Below are 16984 nucleotides of genomic sequence, written 5' to 3' on the forward strand. Positions count from 1 at the left end.
ATACCCTCTGGCCAGGATGCGCGGCTCATTGACGGAGAATTCCATGCTATTTCTGCGACACGCCTTTGCACTATTGCTGGTCCTGCTGACGATGGCCGATGCGTCGATCGCCGCCAGCGCTCCCTCCGCGGACGATAACGCCAGCGCGAAGCGCTTTCTGCGGCAGATATACGCCAGCTACGCCAACGACGGGCCGGGCGTGCCGAATGATTCATTGGCGCAAGCGGATATCTACGACGCTTCCCTGATTGCCCTGATGCAGGCCGATCAGGATGCCGCCGACGGCGAGGTGGGATACCTGAATGGCGATCCTCTTTGCGATTGTCAGGACTGGGGTGACATCCGGATTCAGTCGCTGGTCTTCAAACCGGTGAATGGCGAACGGCTGACGGCCACACTGGTGCTCAAGGACCTGTCGACGGGAGAAGGGCGAAACCTCGATCTGCTTCTGCATCGCACCGCCAGGGGCTGGCGCGTCGAGGATTGCATCAATGGCGAAGGCAGCCTGGCCGAGAACCTGCGGCGCAGCACCCGCGAACTTCTCAAATACAGGAACGATGCGGCTCCTTCCTGAGCGAGCTGCGGCCGCGCAGTGGCGAGCCGGCGCCGCCAGCTCGCTCCTGTGGTTGCCGTGCTGGAGCGAGCTGGCTGACGATCCGCGGGGGTCAGTCCTTGCCCAGGCTCGCGGCGGTCTGCCCGAACAGGATCTTCTTGCCTTCCTCGGTCACTGAGGGCCGCGACTGGAACGGCTTGCCCTGTTCGTAGGCGCGTACGGTGGCCGGGCGCGCGGCGATGCCTTCGAACCAGCGCTTGAGGTGCGGGAAGTCATCGAGGTTCTGCTGTTGGCGCTGCCACGGCACGATCCACGGGTAACTGGCCATGTCGGCGATGCTGTAGTGCTCGCCACCCAGATAGGGCACCTTCTTCAGGCGCCGGTCCATTACCCCATACAGGCGGTTGGTCTCGTTGACGTAGCGCTGCATGGCGTAGGGCAGCTTTTCCGGCGCGTATTGCACGAAGTGGTGGTTCTGCCCGGCCATCGGGCCCAGGCCGCCGACCTGCCAGAACAGCCATTCCAGCACCGTCTTGCGGCCGCGTACGTCGGCCGGCAGGAACCGCCCGGTTTTCTCCGCGAGGTAGACGAGGATGGCGCCGGACTCGAACACCGTGATCGGCTCGCCGCCGTCGGCGGGCGCGGTGTCGATGATCGCCGGCATGCGGTTGTTCGGCGAAAAGGCGAGGAAGTCGGGTTTGAATTGGTCGCCGGCGCTGATGTCCACGGGGTGGATGCGGTAGTCGAGGCCGGTTTCTTCCAGGAACAGGGTGATCTTGTGGCCGTTGGGCGTGGGCCAGTAGTACAGCTCGATCATGGAACCTCCTAGGTGGGAACGCCCCGGCGAAATGCCGGTGCGGACGACGCCCGCGCCGAGGAGAGCGGCGTGGGGCGAAGGGCTGAGGATAGGCCCTTACCTGCGGTCGATCCAAGCGCTGTGCGAATCGGGAGACTCGCACAGCGCGCAGGACGGGTGTCGCATTGCGCTACCCATCCTGCGCCAGACGCCGGTTTGAGCAGGCCTTACTTGCGGTCGATCCACACGGTCTGCGGGTTGGTGAATTCGCGCAGGCCGAAGTGCGACAGCTCGCGGCCGAAGCCGCTCTTCTTCACGCCGCCGATCGGTACGCGCGGGTCGGAAGCCGAGAAGCCGTTGATGAATACGCCACCGCTGACCAGTTGGCGAGCCATCTGCCGGGCACGGGTCTTGTCGGCGGTCCAGATGGCGCCGGAGAGACCGAACTCGCTGTCGTTGGCCAGCTCCAGGGCATGCTCGGCGTCGCGGGCGACGATCAGCGAGGCCACCGGGCCGAAGATTTCCTTCTTGAAGGCGGTGTTGCCTGGCTTCACGTTGGCCAGCACGGTCGGCGCATAGTAGTTGCCTTCGCCTTCGAGCTTATGGCCGCCCAGCAGCAGGGTGGCGCCTTCGGCGATGGCCTGTTGCACCTGGCCGTCCAACTCGTCGCGCAGATCGAAGCGGGCCATCGGGCCGACGAAGGTGTCGTCCGCCAGCGGGTCGCCGATCTTCAGCGCCTTGACGGCAGCCAGCAGCTTCTCGGTGAAGGCTTCGGCGATGGATTCTTCGAGGATCATGCGCTTGGCGGCGATGCACACCTGGCCGCAGTTGCCGAAGCGGCTGGCGACGGCGGCTTTCACCGCGGCGTCGAGGTCGGCGTCGGCGAGCACGATGAAGGCATCGGAACCGCCCAGCTCCAGCACGCACTTCTTCAGCGCGGCACCGGCCTGGGAGGCGATGGCGGCGCCTGCGCCAACGCTGCCGGTCACGGCGATGGAGGCGATGCGATCATCGGCGATGGCCTTGGAAACCAGCGGCGGCTCGACGTTCAGCACTTCGAACACGCCTTCGGGCAGGCCGGCCTGCAGCCAGGCGTCGCGCAGTTGATAGGCGCAGCCCATGACGTTCGGCGCGTGCTTGAGCACGTAGGTGTTGCCACCCAGGATGATGCTCACCGCACCGCGCATGACCTGCCAGGTGGGGAAGTTCCACGGCATCACGGCCAGCACGGGGCCCAGCGGCAGGTAGGAGATGTATGCGCCTTCGATGCTGGTCTTCTCGTCTTCGAGCATGGCCGGGCCGTTGTCGGCGTACCACTCGCACAGGTTGGCGCACTTGTTGATCTCGCCACGAGCCTGGGTGACCGGCATGCCCATTTCCTGGGCTTCCATGCGGGCCATCGGCTCCACATTGGCGCGCAGTACTTCGGCCATCTTGCGCAGCACGGCGACACGCTCGGCGATGCTGGTGTCGCGCCACTGGCGGAACGCGGCATCGGTGCGGGCCAGCGAGGTTTCCAGCTGGGCGGCGTCTTCGAAGGTGTAGCGGGCCAGTTCCTGGCCGGTGGCGGGGCTGCGCGAGATGGCAGCGGGGATGGCGGCAATCTGGTTCATGGTGAGTCCTGCTTGTTCTGCTTGAGGCGGCAAGGCCGGTCGTTCGTCCGGGCATGGTGGCTCCGGGATGACGCAGAAATTAAGATGCGCATTCATTCATGTAAAATGAATAATCAAGAAAGAGTCTTTCTCTCGGAGAGAATAATGGACCTCACCCAGCTGGAAATCGTCCGCGCCGTCGCCCACGAGGGCAGCATCACCGCTGCCGCGGCCCGTCTACACCGCGTGCCGTCGAACCTGACCACGCGCATCAAGCAGCTGGAAGCGGAGCTGGGCACCGAGTTGTTCATCCGGGAAAAGCTGCGCCTCCGCCTGTCGCCTACCGGGCGCAGCTTCCTCGACTACGTCGAACGCATCCTCGACTTGGTGGACGAGGCACGGCAGGTGGCGGTGGGCGCGGAGCCCCACGGCAGTTTTTCCCTGGGCTCGATGGAGAGCACCGCGGCGGTGCGCATTCCCGAGATGCTCGCGCGCTACCACCAGCAATGCCCCAAGGTGCAGCTCGACCTTTCCACCGGCCCGTCCGGCGAGATGATCGATGGCGTGCTCTCCGGCCGTTTCATTGCCGCCTTCGCCGACGGCCCGGCCAACCACCCGCAACTGGATGGCCAGCCGGTGTACCGCGAGGAACTGGTGCTGATGAGTGCCAGGTCGCACCCGCCGGTGCGTGATGCGCGTGATGTGGCGGGGGAGACGGTGTTCGCCTTCCGCGACACCTGTTCCTATCGCAAGCGCCTGGAAGGCTGGTTCGCCGAGCATCGCGTGGTACCGGGCAAGATCGTCGAGATGGAGTCCTACCACGGCATGCTCGCGTGCATCGCCGCGGGCGGCGGGGTGGCGATCATCCCGCGGGCGATGTTCGAGAGCCTGGCCGGCGGCCGCAACGTGGCGATCCACCGCCTGGCGCCGCACCATGCCGACGCCACCACCTGGCTGTTCTGGCGCCGCGGCACCGATACCCCGGCGCTGCGCGCCTTCATCGACCTGCTGGAAGATCCGCGCGACGAAGCAGACGTGGCCTGACGGTCAACCCGATGCGCCCGGCACCCAGAGTTGCCGCAGCGCATCGCCGTCGCGCAGCACGAACAGCACGTCCAGGCGCTGCTCGCGGGCCAGTTCTGCGCCGCGCTCCGGGCCCAGCACCATGAGGGCGGTGGCCCAGGCGTCGGCCAGCATGCAGGTGCGAGCCCGCACCGACACCGAGGCCACACCGTTGTCCAGGGGCACCGCGCGCAGCGGGTCGAAGGTGTGGGCGTAGCGCTTGCCAGCCTGCTCGTGGAAGTGCCGGTAATCGCCGGACGTGGCCAGCCCGCCGTCAGTCATTTCCAGTACGCCCAGCGCTTCGCGCCTGCCCGCCTGCGGGCTCTCGATGGCTACGCTCCAGCACTGCCCGCCGGGTTTGCCGCCGCGTGCGCGGTACTCGCCGTCAATACTCACCAGGTAGTCGTGGATGCCCCGATCTTCCAGGCAACGGGCCAGTTGGTCGACGCCAAAGCCCTTGGCGATGCCGGACAGGTCGAGGAAGACCGGATGGCGCTTGCGCACGCGGCCGCCGCCGAAGTCGAACTCCAGCGCCGCCGCCGCGCTGGAGCGTGGCTGTCGCCGCAGCGCCTCGCGCTCGGCGGCTGCGGCCAAGCGGCGCTGCGGCCCGAAGCCCCAGGCGCCGACCAGATCGCCCACCGCGATATCAAACGCGCCCGAGGACTGCGCGCCAACCTGAATGGCGGTTTGCAGCACCCAGAGCAACTCCGTCGGCAGGCTCATCCATGCTCCCGGTTCGGCGGCGTTCAGGCGCATCAGGTCGGAGTCGGTCTTCCAGTTCGACATCTGTGCGTCGACCAGCGCCACGGCGTCGTACAGCGCACGCGCCAGCTCCGTCTCGTCGATGCGTTCGAAGCCGTAGAACAGCGCGCAGTAGCGAGTGCCCATGATGGCGCCGTTGAGGCAGTGGCGCCGTGCGCTGGCGGATTCAGAAGAGGTCTTCACGGTAACGTCCTTCGGTACGGAGTTGCTCGACGCTCGATGCCAGCGGCGCGAGCAGTTCGTCGAAGGCGCGCTGCACGCCCTTGGCCATATCGCGGCCGCCGCACACCAGCACCTGGGCGCCGGCTTCCAGCAACTGGCGCAGTTGCGCCGCGTCCTCGTACAGCCGCTCCTGCACGTAGGCCGGTTGCCGCCCGGCGGAGAACACCGTGCGCAACAAGCTCAAGCGGCCGTCGGCGAGGGCCTGGTCGAGGTCGTGCTGGAACGGCACGCCGGATTGTGGAATCCGCCCACCCCAGTACAGGTAGAGGGGGCGCCCGCGGCTGTTATGCCGGGTGAAACCGGCCAGCGGGCCGATGCCGCTGCCGGCGCCGACCAGGATCAGCGGTGCGTCGCCGGGCTGCGGCTGGAATGCGCGGTGAGGCTGGAGAGTGGCCTCGATGGTGTCGCCGAGACGCAGGCTGTGCAGGTAGCCGGAGCAGAGCCCCCCGGGCCGCAGGCGCACGCAGATGTCCAGCAGGCCATCACGGCTGTCGCTGGCCAGCGAGTACTGGCGTGGCGCGTGGAGGCCGGGCGGATAAACCGCCAGCAGGTCGCCCGGTTGGTGGTGAGTGGCCTGGCCCAGCGCGGCGAAGCGCAGCACGACCAGGGGCACATCGCCGGGCGCGGCGTGCAGTTGCCGCTCCATGAGCCTGAGGTGCAACTGCGGGCGGGGCCGGTCCACGTCGCCGACCGCCAGGCTCACCCCCAGCGCATCGCCAAGCTCACCGGTCCAGGTGGCGAAGTCCTGTGGGTGTGTCGCTTCCATGTCGCGGCGTGGTAGCAGACGGGTCAACCCTCGCTCGGCCAGGGCGTTGTCCACGTCGACGGCGAACTGGCAGAAGCGCGGGAAACGACGGTCGCCGAAACCGAGCACGGCGAAGCGCGCGTCCTCCGGCAGGCGCAGGTGTTCGATCCGGTCGAGAAAGCCGGTTGCCGATTGCGGGGCATCGCCATCGCCGTAGGTCGCTGTCAGTACCAGCAGCTCACGGGCGGCGGGATACTCCCGCGCGCCCTGTTTCAGTGTGGCGCCATGCACACGCCGGCCGGATGTCGTAAGAGCCGCCTGCAATGCCTGGGCGAAGGCCCAGGTGCCGTTGGTTTCGCTGCCGACCAGCAACACGCAGTCGGCGCTTTCGGCACTTGCCTGCGTCACCGGGCTTGCCGGGGAGTGCCGGCGCCGCAGGAACAGCAGTGCGCCGGTGAAGCCCAGCAGCGGCATGCCCAGGGCTGCGAGACCGAGCAGGGGGCTGGCGGCTCCCAGCAGCTCCCCGCTGTGCAGGCGATAGATGAATTCATGGAGTCGCCGCGCCGGCGAGTGGGGCAGATAGCCAAGCAGTTCGCCGCTCACCGGGTCGACATAGCCATCGCCGTCGGCGGTGCGCAGCGTATAGGCGCCCTGGGTATCGCCGGGGAGCGGAAATTCCAGTTCGCGCAGTTGCCCCAGCGGCACGCGCAGCAAGCCTTCCAGCTCAGTCGGCGGTGCTGCGGCGCCTTGTGCCAGTGATGTGGGGAAGGCCGGCTCCCGATCCTGGTCAGCGGCGATCAGCTCGAAATGCTCTGCTGACAGGTAGGCGCCGCTCACGCCGAACAGCAGTGCCACGGGCAACAGCGCGCGGCCGACCCGGTTGTGCCAGCGCGAGACGGTATCGCCCCGTACTGGGCTCGCCAGCTTGCGCCAGCCGCCTTGGCGGCGGGCCAGCAACACCAGCCCTGAGACGCCCAGCAGGAGCATGCCCAGCGCACCGATGCCGACCAGGGCATGGCCCGGCTCGCCCATCAGCAACGCACGATGCAGGTCGCGGCTGAGGCGGTACAGGGGTGAAGGTTCGTAGGCGCCGAGCACCGTGCCGTCCAGCGGCGAGATACGCACCGCGCCCTGTTCTGCGTAGGCGATCAGCAGGCCGGAAGCGTGCCGCTCCAGGCGTTCGATGCCGGGCACCGCATGGCTTGCCTGGTCGGCAATCTGCGCCACGCTGCGAGCGGGTTCGGCGCCTGCGACCAGGCGTTCGGCCAGCGGCTGGGTGGCGAGCAGGGCACCGCTGCCGGCCACTGCCAGGAGCAGGATGGCCAGTGCGATGCCGGGCCAGGCGTGCAGTCGACGAAGCATGGCGGCCTCCGCTGTCAAAGGTCGTAGCGGAAGCTCGAGACGTAGCCGCTGCCGGGGTTTTCCTTGCCGGCGCCGTCGAGCGTGAGCGGCACTTTCACTTCGGCGCGGTTGGAGCGCTTGTCTTCCACTGCGCTGTCGATGCGGATCTGGTAGCCGGCGTCGATCAGGCTGTCGGCGACGTCCACCGACACCGTCAGGGTGTCGCCGCTGCCGACGCTGGCGCCGCTCAGACCGTCGAACTCGGATGCGCGCAGGCCGCTGCCGCGCGCCCAGTCGCCCAGGTGCTTGTAGTACTTGGCCTTGCGCCCGGCGACCCAAAGCGTGCGCTGGTATTGGCCCTGGGCGTCGGTCAGGTAGATGGCCAGGTAGGCCTTGTCGCCGCTGTAGTCGGCGAGGGTAGTGTTCAGGTTCAGCTCACGGGCCTGGGCCACTGCGGGACCGGCGAGCGCTCCGGCGACGGCGAGGGTGATGGCGGTAGTCTTCATGAGGGAGCCTCCTTCAGGGGAGACCCTACTTTGAGTGGGGGTGCTTAAACCAAGCTGAACCGCTCTGGAACGGGCTTCAGACTGCCTTCAGAAAACTTTGCTAGGGCAGTGTGAGCAGCGCTTCGCAAGTCACCTGCCGGAGAGTGCTTCGGCGCCGCGGGTCGTTCATCCAGCCGCCGCTCCGTGTGCGCACGGCCCTTCAGGCGCCTGGCTTGATGGCGTCCGGCGTTGTCGACCTGGGCATCCGGCCTCATCAGGTGGAGCTTTCGGACGCTGCGGCAAGCGTAATGAGCAGGCATCGGACAACCATCTGGAGGAGCAACGGAACGATAGCCGGCTGCTTCAGGGGAAATCCCCGGCACGCCATTTTGTGGATTTTTCGCAGGCACGAAAAAAGGCCCCGTGTGGGGCCTTTCAGCGAGTGTCGCCGGTACTCAGGCGCTACTGTTTTCCGCTTCGCGCAAAGGTCGCTTCGGTGCGGAGGCATGGTGGTCGTCGTGATCGTCATGGACCATCGGCACCTCCTTGCCATCGCAGTCGTACAGCTTGCCGTTCTGGAAGTAGTCACCCTCGTTCAGCGCGGCGATGTCGCGGTAGCGCAGGGTGCGCTCCTCGGCGGCGACGAACACCGACTGATGGTCCGAGTTACCGACCTTGAGGTGGTTGAACAGCAGGTTCAGGCCGATGGCCATGATCGCCGCAGAACTGATGCCCGAGTGGAAGATGGTGGCGAACCAGCTCGGGAAGTGCTCGTAGAAGCTCGGAGCGGCAATCGGGATCATGCCGAAGCCAATGGAGGTGGCGACGATGATCAGGTTCATGTTGTTGCGGTAGTCGACACTCGACAGCGTACGGATGCCGCTGGCTGCCACGGTGCCGAACAGCACGATGCCGGCGCCGCCGAGAACCGGCGTCGGCACCGCCGCGATCACCCGTCCCATCACTGGCAGCAGGCCCAGAGCCACCAGGATCAGGCCGCCGGTGGCGACGACATAGCGGCTCTTCACGCCGGTCACGGCCACCAGGCCGACGTTCTGGGCGAAGGCGCTCTGGGTGAAGGAGCCGAAGATCGGCGCGAGGATGCTCGACGCCATGTCGGCGCGCAGGCCGTTGCCCAGGCGCTTGGAGTCGACCTTGGTGCCGATGATTTCGCCGACGGCCAGGATATCCGCCGAGGTTTCCACCAGAGTCACCATGATCACGATCAGCATCGAGATGATGGCCGCGAGGTGGAAGGTCGGCATACCGAAGTGGAAGATCGACGGAATCGCCACCATCGAGCCTTCGGTCACGCGGGAGAAGTCGGTCATGCCGAGCGCGGCGGCGATCAGCGTGCCGATCACCATTGCCAGCAGGATCGACAGGCGCGAGATCGAGGCGCTACCGAGTTTGCTCAGGACCAGGACGATCACCAGAGTCATCGCCGCCAGGCCGATGTTGGACATGCTGCCGAACTCCGGTGCATTGGAGTTGCCGCCCATCGCCCAGCGAGCCGCCACAGGCATCAGGGTCAGACCGATGGTGGTGATCACGATGCCGGTGACCAGCGGCGGGAAGAATTTGGTGATGCGTGAGAACACCGGCGTGATCAGAAAGCCGATGAACGAGGCCGCCATCACCGCGCCAAGCACGGCAGGCATGCCGCCGCCCTCATAGCCGCCGCCGAGGATAGCGATCATCGTCGCTACGCCAGAGAACGACACGCCTTGCACCAGCGGGAGCTGGCAGCCGAAGAAAGGAATACCCAGGGTTTGCAGAAGGGTGGCGAGGCCACCGGCGAACAGCGATGCGGCGATCAGCATCCCGACCTCGCTGGGTGAGAGGCCAGCCGCCTGGCCGAGGATCAGGGGTACGGCGACGATCCCACCGTACATGGTCAGAACGTGTTGCAGGCCGTACGCCAGGTTGGCGCCGATGCCAAGGTTCTCGTCTTCCGGACGTGATCCGACGGACGCTACAGCTGAACGATCATTCATGGCTGAGGACTCGCTTGTTTTTGTTGTGCGAGCACTGTAGACAAAATTGCCATGAAATATCTACTGATTTGTATACATCTTTTTGGTCTGCGGAAAGGAAGCTGACCGATGGGTTAATCTTATTTTCGCCTGAAACAGCTCTAGGAAGGGTGTTTTGCATATGGCTGCCCGCTCGGATGGTTCTGCACAAAATGTGTGCGTCGTTGAGGCCAAAGGCACCAAGTCGTTACTTGAAAAGCCTGAGTCGCCCTGTGCGCGACGACTGCTTCAGTGCGTGGCAAATACCGGGCCAGCGGGCTCTGTCGTGCAGTTGCAGTTGAGCTAAGTGGCTGCTAGTGCGAAGTCGATCAAGCTTTGATAAAAGAGTGGCTATTCATCGACTGCGCAAGGATGGCACGTAATGGCGAATATCTCGGTGTTGGATCAGCAAGGGCAAAGGCTGCTCCGACTCTTGGTCTCCCGCTTACCCAAAGTGAAAGCCAATGACCCAAGAACCTTCATTACCTATAGGCAGGTTCATGAGGCATTGGGGTTGTCGCAGCAAGGGCAAACATTGGGGCGAAGCCTCCAACACCAGGGCCTCAACAGTCTTGCTCACTGGACGGTCGAGTCAGGTCTACCCGGCATTACCGGGCTGATCGTTGACCGGGAATCCCAACTGCCTGGGCCGGGATATTTCACTGTGCATAATCGAGGCGGCGAGGAGTACGGTTGGTGGCTAGCTGAGATCGAAAAAGCCAAGCATTTCGACTGGACGCCATACGTCGCCAATCCCGAGGATGAGAAAGACACTTCCGTCGGTGACGATTGGACGATAGACGAGCTACGCGCCTCGGTGGCGGCGTACCTTGAGATGCAGCAGTGCGTCCGTGAAGGCATCGAGTTCACCAAGACCAGTTTCTATGCAGCGCTATCCGAGCGATTCGGCCGCTCGGCCAAAGCCTTCGAGTACCGGATGCGGAACATCTCTTATGTCTTGTCGCTCCTGGGGCGGGACTGGTTGGATGGGCTGTACCCAGCGACGAACGTGGGGGGCAACATCGCTGCGCAGATCGAGGCGCTGATCGCCGAGGCGGAAGAGAAGCCGCTGCGTCCTGTCGTGGAATTCGAGATTACCGTTCGAGAGAGCCTCAAGAAGAAGTCGTTGCCGCAACCCAAAGGCAATGCTTCGCCAACCACGTCGACATCGACGATCACGCAGTACCAGCGCGATCCCTTGGTCAAAGCCTGGGTGCTGAAAGAGGCGAACGGTACCTGCGAGCGCTGTGCGCAGCCCGCGCCGTTCAAAACTGTCGAGGGCGATCCGTTCCTAGAGGTCCACCACGTTCGAAAACTTGCCGACAAAGGTTCCGATTCGGTGACCAACGCGGTAGCGATCTGCCCCAACTGCCACCGCGAACTCCATTATGGGCAAGACGCCAAGCGCCTGATCGATGAGTTGTACCAGAACGTCACGCGCCTGATCCGGGAATGAACGCTGGTGCCGGGTTGAGTTCCGCCGACTTGGAACTAGCCTCAAGGAGGGGCCAAGGCCACGCCTGATTTTGGCCTGCCTTGGCCGGACGACATCACCCGCAGGCAGTCGGACAGGCACTCCCTTCCGGATCGTTGCACACACCGAGCCCGACGCAACGATCGAGGAGGTGCAGCATGTTCCACGGTGACCTGGATGTGGCATCCGCAAAAGTCCTGCGTGAGCTGCAGGATCGAATCAAGGCGCTGAACCTGCCGTCATCGGAACTGGACGAATCGATACTGGTGGCGTCGTGGAATATCCGCGCCTTTGGCCAGGGCAAGCGCACACCGCTGGCACTGCACCTGATCGCGGAAATCATCGGCCAGTTCGACCTCGTATCGGTCGTCGAACTACGCGAGAATCTCGGCGATCTCTCGACCGTGTTGAAGTACCTCGGCCCGTACTGGAGCGTTGTCTATTCGGACGTCACCGAAGACTACGGCGGCAACTGGGAGCGTCTGGCATTCGTCTACGACAAGCGCGCGGTGCAGTTTTCCGGGCTCGCCGGTTCGGGTATTCCGCCGCGCAAACGGGTGGGGGAGGAGTACATCGGCGCGGAGTCGTTCTGGCGCCCGCCGTATTCCGCCGCCTTCTGCTCGGGCAGCTTCGATTTCGTCGCCATCGCCGCGCACCTGCGCTGGGGCGACAGCCAGACCGCGCGGCTGGATGAGATTCGCCGCTTCGCCGAATGGGTGGACTTCAAGATGCGCCGCAACAAGACGGTCGATACCGACATCATCGTCTTCGGCGACTTCAATACCGAAACCCCGGAGATGCACGCCGCGTTGTTGTCGAAAGGTTTCAAGATGCCGACAGCGCTGGTGGACATCAAGACCACCCTGGCCCAGCAACAGCATTACGACCACATCCTGCACAACCCCGAGTTTCTCAAGTCGTTCACCAATGAAGGCGGTGTCTGCAAGTTGTTCTCGGAAGACGACGCACACTGGTTCGGCGTGAGCAGGGCAAACCTGTCGTTCCAGCTTTCTGACCACTTCCCGATCTGGGCGAAAGTAATGGTCGATACCGATGCGGAGAAACTCGACCAACTGATTCGCGGCAACTGAGCGGCCATTGCGCTGCCTCATCGTGCGAACGTCGACTATCGACAATCTACGATGGCCGTCGCAGTACCCGGTTGGCTTTAATTGCACGCCCTTGCGGGCTGGATAAAAGGGCCGATCCAGACGGACTCCCACCGACTCTGGTTTTCATTGGCCTGGCTATCGGCTGATACGACGCTCATTCCCTTCGCGTCTATCCAACCTGTTCATTTCAAGTTTGTGCTCGTGGCAGCGATTGCCTCGGGTAAGGAGTTTTCATGCGTTTTGCAAAAGTGGTTTCCGCAGTGTTTCTGTTGTCCGGTTCGATGCTGGCAATGGCCGATGACCGTGGCATCTACATCGGCGGCGGCGTCACTCGTTCGGAAATCGACGAGGCCCGTTTCGATGACAAGGACGACAGCTACAAGTTTTATGCGGGCTATCGCGTGAACAATTACCTGGCATTCGAAGGCGCGCTGGTCGATTTCGGCGACATGCGCGACGGCAAGGAGCGTTTCGACGGCCAGTCGGTCCAGGCCAACATGCGCCTGGGCTTCCCCATCGGCCAGCGCATCCGTCTGTTCGGCACCGCTGGCGTGCACGCCTGGCACGCCGATGATGACGTGGCGGGCAAGTCCGACGACATGGACGGCCTGTATGGCTATGGCGCGGAAATGGACGTGCTCGGCGGTCTGGGCCTGCGCCTGGAGCAGGAAACCCTCGAGGTCGGCGATGTCGACCTGGATCAGACCTCGCTGTCCGCCTACTGGCGCTTCTGATCCACTACGAAGAAGGGCGCCGCAAATGGCGCCCTCTGCCTTCCAACGCGTCGGCGTAATGCTCAGGGTGATGCGCCAGAGGTCGCGCAGGCCTCAAGCAGCAACTGGTACAGGCGGATCACGAAACCATATTCATAGGCGTGCCGGGGCAGGCCGCTGGCAATGGCGGTGCGCCCGTGCACCAGCGCCGCCCACGGAGCCACTGTGTAGCGTGTGGAGACGCTGCGCTCTGCCGCCAGCATGCCCTTGCGTAGCGCCTCGACATGCTTGCCTTGCCTCTCCAGCAGCGGAATGGCGCGGCAATAGGGCGTTGCGGCAACTTCCCTGGGCGTCACTCGGGGTGTCATCCGAGCCTGCCAGAAGGCTTGGGTGACGTGCTCGCGCAACTCATCCCAGTCCGCTTCCGTCCCCGCCATGAACGCTTGCCCGCGCAAGCGAGCGATGCCTGCCAGGGCTGCCTCGTAATGCAGCAACGCGGAATCGTCCGGTAGCGTCATCGCGCAAGCCCCGCGCTTTTGCGGGAGTGTTGGTCCAGCGCCAGCTCGAACAACTGGCGAGACTCGCTCAGCAGCGGTGCCAGCGCCGACGCCAGCCGCGCCACTTCGTCCACCAGAGCGCAGTCGGGCTTGCTCTCCAGCAGGCGCAGCAGGTCCTCCACGGCGTTGAGTCGCCGTGCGGCGGTGTCGTACAGATGGTCTACGGAGGCTTGCGGGTTCACCAGCAGCACATCGTCGTGGGGCTGGGCGATCAGGGGGATCGGGTGACGTTCAGCCATGCTGCACCTCCGGGCGGAGAGAGAGGGAACGGTGGTGCGCGGGGGTGAAAGGGGGATAGTGCATTTTCCGTTGCTCCTTGAACCTTTGTAAGGAGCCGCCACCATCCTGTTGCGATTCAGAGAGGGAGGCGGGCCGCACGAGGGTCGCAATCCGGAGGTTCAAGGAAATCCGGCTAGGCCGAAGCCCACCTCGCGCGGCCGCCATAGATGCACGAAGCACTGACGACATGAGGGCGCCAATGCTTGCGCACTGGCGTCTACGCGCCTGAACCGATCCGGGTTGCGACACCCGACCACGGGATTGACCGCGGCGAACGGAATCTACCGGCAGCGCTCGTAGGCCCACAATGATAAATGACGGTAGGAAAATTCGCTTTCTGCTTGCGGTGTAGAAGGCTGCGCAATTGGGGAGCCGACATGAGGTTTGCCATACCTCCTGCAGGCAGTTGAGCGGTTATTGCCCGTTGCCTGGTCACCGGGCAGCGCACGCTTCGCGGTTTGGCTTGCAGCTTTGCGGCGAGGGAGGGCGGCTCCAGCGGTTGTCGGGTCTGTCGTGCGGCGTTTATTTTAATTTACGGCTGTTGTGTATTCTGATCGGTCGTGCCAGTGTGTGCGCCCTGGCGGCTCCTTTCGCCACCGATGCCATGCGTTGCGTATCCGGTTTGTCCGCCGGGCGCTGATCGGTGCCGCTGGCCGACGGTACACTCACTCCCGTCGCGTAACAGAAGTACAAGAGAATCGAGATGAACACGCATTTTCCGACTTGCGCCGTCTGGGTCCGTCGCGACGCAGACCTGCCCCTTCCCACCAACCTCCAGCCGACGGTGAAAGCATGATCGAGGTAACCGAAGTTTCCATTGCGCAGCTGCGTGAAGCCCTGGAGTCGGGCCGCACCACCGCGGTCGAGCTGGTCACCGCCTATCTCGCGCGCATCGACGCCTACGATGGCCCGGAAACGGCCACTCGTCTCAACTCGGTCGTGGTGCGCAACCCCGAGGCACTTAAGGAAGCCGAGGCTTCCGATGCCCGCCGTGCCCGTGGCGAAACCCTCAGCCCGCTGGACGGCATTCCCTACACCGCCAAGGACAGCTACCTGGTGAAGGGGCTCACCGCCGCTTCCGGCAGCCCGGCCTTCAAGGACCTTGTCGCCTATCGCGATGCGTTCACCATCGAGCGCCTGCGCGCTGCCGGTGCGATCTGCCTGGGCAAGACCAACATGCCGCCGATGGCCAACGGCGGCATGCAGCGCGGCGTCTATGGCCGTGCCGAAAGCCCGTATAACGCCGGTTACCTCACCGCGCCGTTCGCCTCCGGCTCCTCCAACGGTGCCGGCACCGCCACCGCCGCCAGCTTCTCCGCCTTCGGCCTGGCCGAGGAAACCTGGTCGAGTGGCCGCGGCCCTGCATCGAACAACGGCCTGTGCGCCTATACCCCGTCGCGCGGTGTGATTTCGGTGCGCGGCAACTGGCCGCTGACGCCAACGATGGACGTGGTGGTGCCTTACGCGCGCACCATGGCCGATCTGCTCGAAGTGCTGGATGTCGTGGTGGCCGAAGACCCGGACAAGCGCGGCGACCTGTGGCGCCTGCAACCGTGGGTACCGATCCCGACCGTCGCCGCCGTGCGCCCGGCCTCGTACCTGGACCTCGCAGTCAAGGCCGAAGCCCTCAAGGGCAAGCGCCTGGGCGTGCCGCGCATGTTCATCAACAAGGACGAAGAGGCCGGCACCAGCGAGAAGCCCGGCATCGGCGGCCCCACCGGCCAGCGCATCAACACGCGCCCGTCGGTGATTGCACTGTGGGAAGAGGCGCGCAAGGCGCTGGAAGCGGCTGGCGCGGAAGTGATTGAGGTCGACTTCCCGCTGGTTTCCAACTGCGAGGGCGACCGCCCTGGCGCGCCCACGGTGTTCAACCGCGGCATCGTTTCCGAGCAGTTCCTGCATGACGAGTTGTGGGAGCTGTCTGGCTGGGGCTTCGACGACTTCCTGCGCGCCAACGGCGATCCCAAGCTGAACAAGCTGGCCGACGTCGACGGCCCGCAGATTTTCCCTCATGACCCCGGCACCCTGCCGAACCGCGAGGGCGACCTCTGCGCCGGCATGGACGAGTACGTGAACATGGCCCAGCGCGGCCTGAAGACCTGGGACCAGATCGAAAGCCTGCCCGACGGCCTGCGCGGCCTGGAAGAAACCCGTCGCATCGACCTGGAAGAGTGGATGGATCGCCTGCATCTGGACGCGGTGCTGTTCCCGACCGTGGCCGATGTCGCCCCGGCCGATGCGGATGTGAACCCGGAGTCCGCGGACATCGCCTGGAGCAATGGCGTCTGGGTCGCCAACGGCAACCTCGCCATTCGCCACCTGGGCGTGCCCACTGTCACCGTACCGATGGGGGTGATGGCCGACATCGGCATGCCGGTCGGCCTGACCTTCGCCGGTCGCGCCTACAGCGATAACGCGCTGCTGCGCTTCGCCGCAGCCTTCGAGTCCACTGGCTCGAAGCGCATGGTTCCGCCGCGTACTCCGCCGCTGGCCTGACACCCGAAGGGCGCGAGCGGGGCCGCAATGGCCCCGTTTCCGCCGCTTCGGCTATCTGCGCTCGAACGGCGCAATCAGCGATGACTCGATCACGGCGCCCGGCATCATTGCGCCGAGCCCTTCGATCAGCCGCTCGCCAGCTTCCTGCAATGCCTCGAGGGGCATCTCCGGCAGGCTCTCCAGAATGAACCACATCTGCCTTGCGTCCGCGTCCAGACGGGTGCGAATGCCTTGCCGCCAGTTCCAGCGCCGGCAGGTAACGCCGGCATCGTCACGCCAGACCACCTCGCCAGCCTCCGGCGCATCGTCGAACGGTTCGCCGTCCTTGATGGTGTCGAACCGCTCGCTGCCGTCGGCGATCACCAGTCTGGGCATGCCGACATAGGCCGCGAAATTCTCCCCGCCCACCGGAATCGCATAGCGAAGGCTGATCGCGTTGTAGAGGTCGACCACCGGGTTGATGCTCGGCAACTCGCCGTCGCGCAGCACACGCTTGCGCAGCGCCTCGGCCGAGCAGGGCGTGCGCTGCGGCTTGGCGCCGAAGCGGCGGAAGGTTTCGGCCCAGGCCGCCAGATGGGCCGCCGCCCACGGTGGGCTTTGCGTATCGAGCGAGCGGCAGGCATCCCGCAGGGCCTGCTCGGCAACACCTGGGTCGATTAGCGGAGCGGCCTCGACCGAGATGCTCAGCGCCCGGAAGCCGGGGGCCAGGGTGGCGATGGCGGGGTCGATCCGGGGAATGACGGACAGCATCTGAGAAGCTTCCTCCTGTATGTGCAAGGG

General features: G+C 64.9%; 15 protein-coding genes. 6 read left to right on the forward strand and 9 right to left on the reverse strand.

Going from position 1 to position 16984, the window contains the following annotated elements; translation table 11 throughout:
* Positions 1-28 precede the first annotated feature (28 nt).
* Positions 29-574, forward strand: a complete 546-nt coding sequence (locus OU419_RS12725) for a DUF3828 domain-containing protein (RefSeq protein WP_254472750.1) — start codon at positions 29-31, stop codon at positions 572-574.
* Positions 575-665: 91 nt separating this feature from the next.
* Here OU419_RS12725 and OU419_RS12730 read toward each other — a convergent pair whose 3' ends face one another.
* Complete coding sequence (locus tag OU419_RS12730) at positions 666-1370, reverse strand: glutathione binding-like protein (RefSeq protein WP_254472748.1); 705 nt, start codon at positions 1368-1370, stop codon at positions 666-668.
* Between the two features lie 206 nt (positions 1371-1576).
* Positions 1577-2962 carry an NAD-dependent succinate-semialdehyde dehydrogenase gene (locus OU419_RS12735; RefSeq protein ID WP_254472746.1) on the reverse strand — a complete coding sequence of 462 codons (1386 nt, stop codon included), beginning with the start codon at positions 2960-2962 and terminating at the stop codon, positions 1577-1579.
* Between the two features lie 144 nt (positions 2963-3106).
* Between OU419_RS12735 and ptrR the strand changes: the two genes are divergently transcribed.
* Positions 3107-3985: a putrescine utilization regulator PtrR gene (ptrR, locus tag OU419_RS12740; RefSeq protein WP_254472744.1), complete on the forward strand. Its 879-nt coding sequence runs from the start codon at positions 3107-3109 to the stop codon at positions 3983-3985.
* Between the two features lie 3 nt (positions 3986-3988).
* Here ptrR and OU419_RS12745 read toward each other — a convergent pair whose 3' ends face one another.
* The 4 genes from OU419_RS12745 to OU419_RS12760 form a co-directional block, all read right to left on the reverse strand.
* A complete protein-coding gene (locus OU419_RS12745; RefSeq protein WP_254472742.1) occupies positions 3989-4948 on the reverse strand; it encodes an FAD:protein FMN transferase in 960 nt (319 codons plus the stop codon).
* Positions 4932-7094 (reverse strand): PepSY domain-containing protein, encoded by a 2163-nt coding sequence (locus tag OU419_RS12750; RefSeq protein ID WP_254472740.1) that lies wholly within the window; start codon positions 7092-7094, stop codon positions 4932-4934. Before OU419_RS12750 ends, OU419_RS12745 begins: the two co-directional genes overlap by 17 nt.
* 14 nt (positions 7095-7108) lie before the next feature.
* The gene (locus OU419_RS12755) at positions 7109-7579 is read right to left on the reverse strand and encodes a DUF2271 domain-containing protein (protein ID WP_254472738.1); all 471 of its coding nucleotides are present in this window, start codon (positions 7577-7579) and stop codon (positions 7109-7111) included.
* A 434-nt stretch (positions 7580-8013) separates the two neighbouring features.
* A complete protein-coding gene (locus tag OU419_RS12760) occupies positions 8014-9555 on the reverse strand; it encodes a nucleobase:cation symporter-2 family protein (protein WP_254472736.1) in 1542 nt (513 codons plus the stop codon).
* 400 nt (positions 9556-9955) lie between these two features.
* Here OU419_RS12760 and OU419_RS12765 point away from each other — a divergent pair, with 400 nt between their 5' ends.
* The 3 genes from OU419_RS12765 to OU419_RS12775 all read left to right on the forward strand — a co-directional run bounded on the left by OU419_RS12765 (position 9956) and on the right by OU419_RS12775 (position 12893).
* On the forward strand, positions 9956-11029 hold the full coding sequence (locus OU419_RS12765) for an HNH endonuclease (RefSeq protein WP_254472734.1): 1074 nt from the start codon (positions 9956-9958) through the stop codon (positions 11027-11029).
* A 176-nt stretch (positions 11030-11205) separates the two neighbouring features.
* Entirely contained in the window at positions 11206-12138 is a 933-nt protein-coding gene (locus OU419_RS12770; protein WP_254472732.1) for an endonuclease/exonuclease/phosphatase family protein, read from the forward strand.
* Between the two features lie 254 nt (positions 12139-12392).
* Positions 12393-12893 (forward strand): outer membrane beta-barrel protein, encoded by a 501-nt coding sequence (locus OU419_RS12775; RefSeq protein WP_254472730.1) that lies wholly within the window; start codon positions 12393-12395, stop codon positions 12891-12893.
* 62 nt (positions 12894-12955) lie between these two features.
* Here OU419_RS12775 and OU419_RS12780 read toward each other — a convergent pair whose 3' ends face one another.
* Both OU419_RS12780 and OU419_RS12785 read right to left on the reverse strand, forming a co-directional pair.
* A complete protein-coding gene (locus tag OU419_RS12780) occupies positions 12956-13390 on the reverse strand; it encodes a hypothetical protein (protein WP_254472728.1) in 435 nt (144 codons plus the stop codon).
* Positions 13387-13668 (reverse strand): hypothetical protein, encoded by a 282-nt coding sequence (locus OU419_RS12785; RefSeq protein WP_254472726.1) that lies wholly within the window; start codon positions 13666-13668, stop codon positions 13387-13389. Before OU419_RS12785 ends, OU419_RS12780 begins: the two co-directional genes overlap by 4 nt.
* Before the next feature lie 832 nt (positions 13669-14500).
* Here OU419_RS12785 and OU419_RS12790 point away from each other — a divergent pair.
* Positions 14501-16204 carry an amidase gene (locus OU419_RS12790; protein WP_254472724.1) on the forward strand — a complete coding sequence of 568 codons (1704 nt, stop codon included), beginning with the start codon at positions 14501-14503 and terminating at the stop codon, positions 16202-16204.
* A gap of 51 nt (positions 16205-16255) precedes the next feature.
* Here the strand turns inward: OU419_RS12790 and OU419_RS12795 are convergent, their stop codons facing one another.
* On the reverse strand, positions 16256-16954 hold the full coding sequence (locus OU419_RS12795) for a B3/B4 domain-containing protein (protein WP_254472722.1): 699 nt from the start codon (positions 16952-16954) through the stop codon (positions 16256-16258).
* Positions 16955-16984: the final 30 nt, after the last annotated feature.

Source organism: Pseudomonas triclosanedens (genome assembly GCF_026686735.1).
GTDB lineage: Bacteria > Pseudomonadota > Gammaproteobacteria > Pseudomonadales > Pseudomonadaceae > Pseudomonas > Pseudomonas triclosanedens.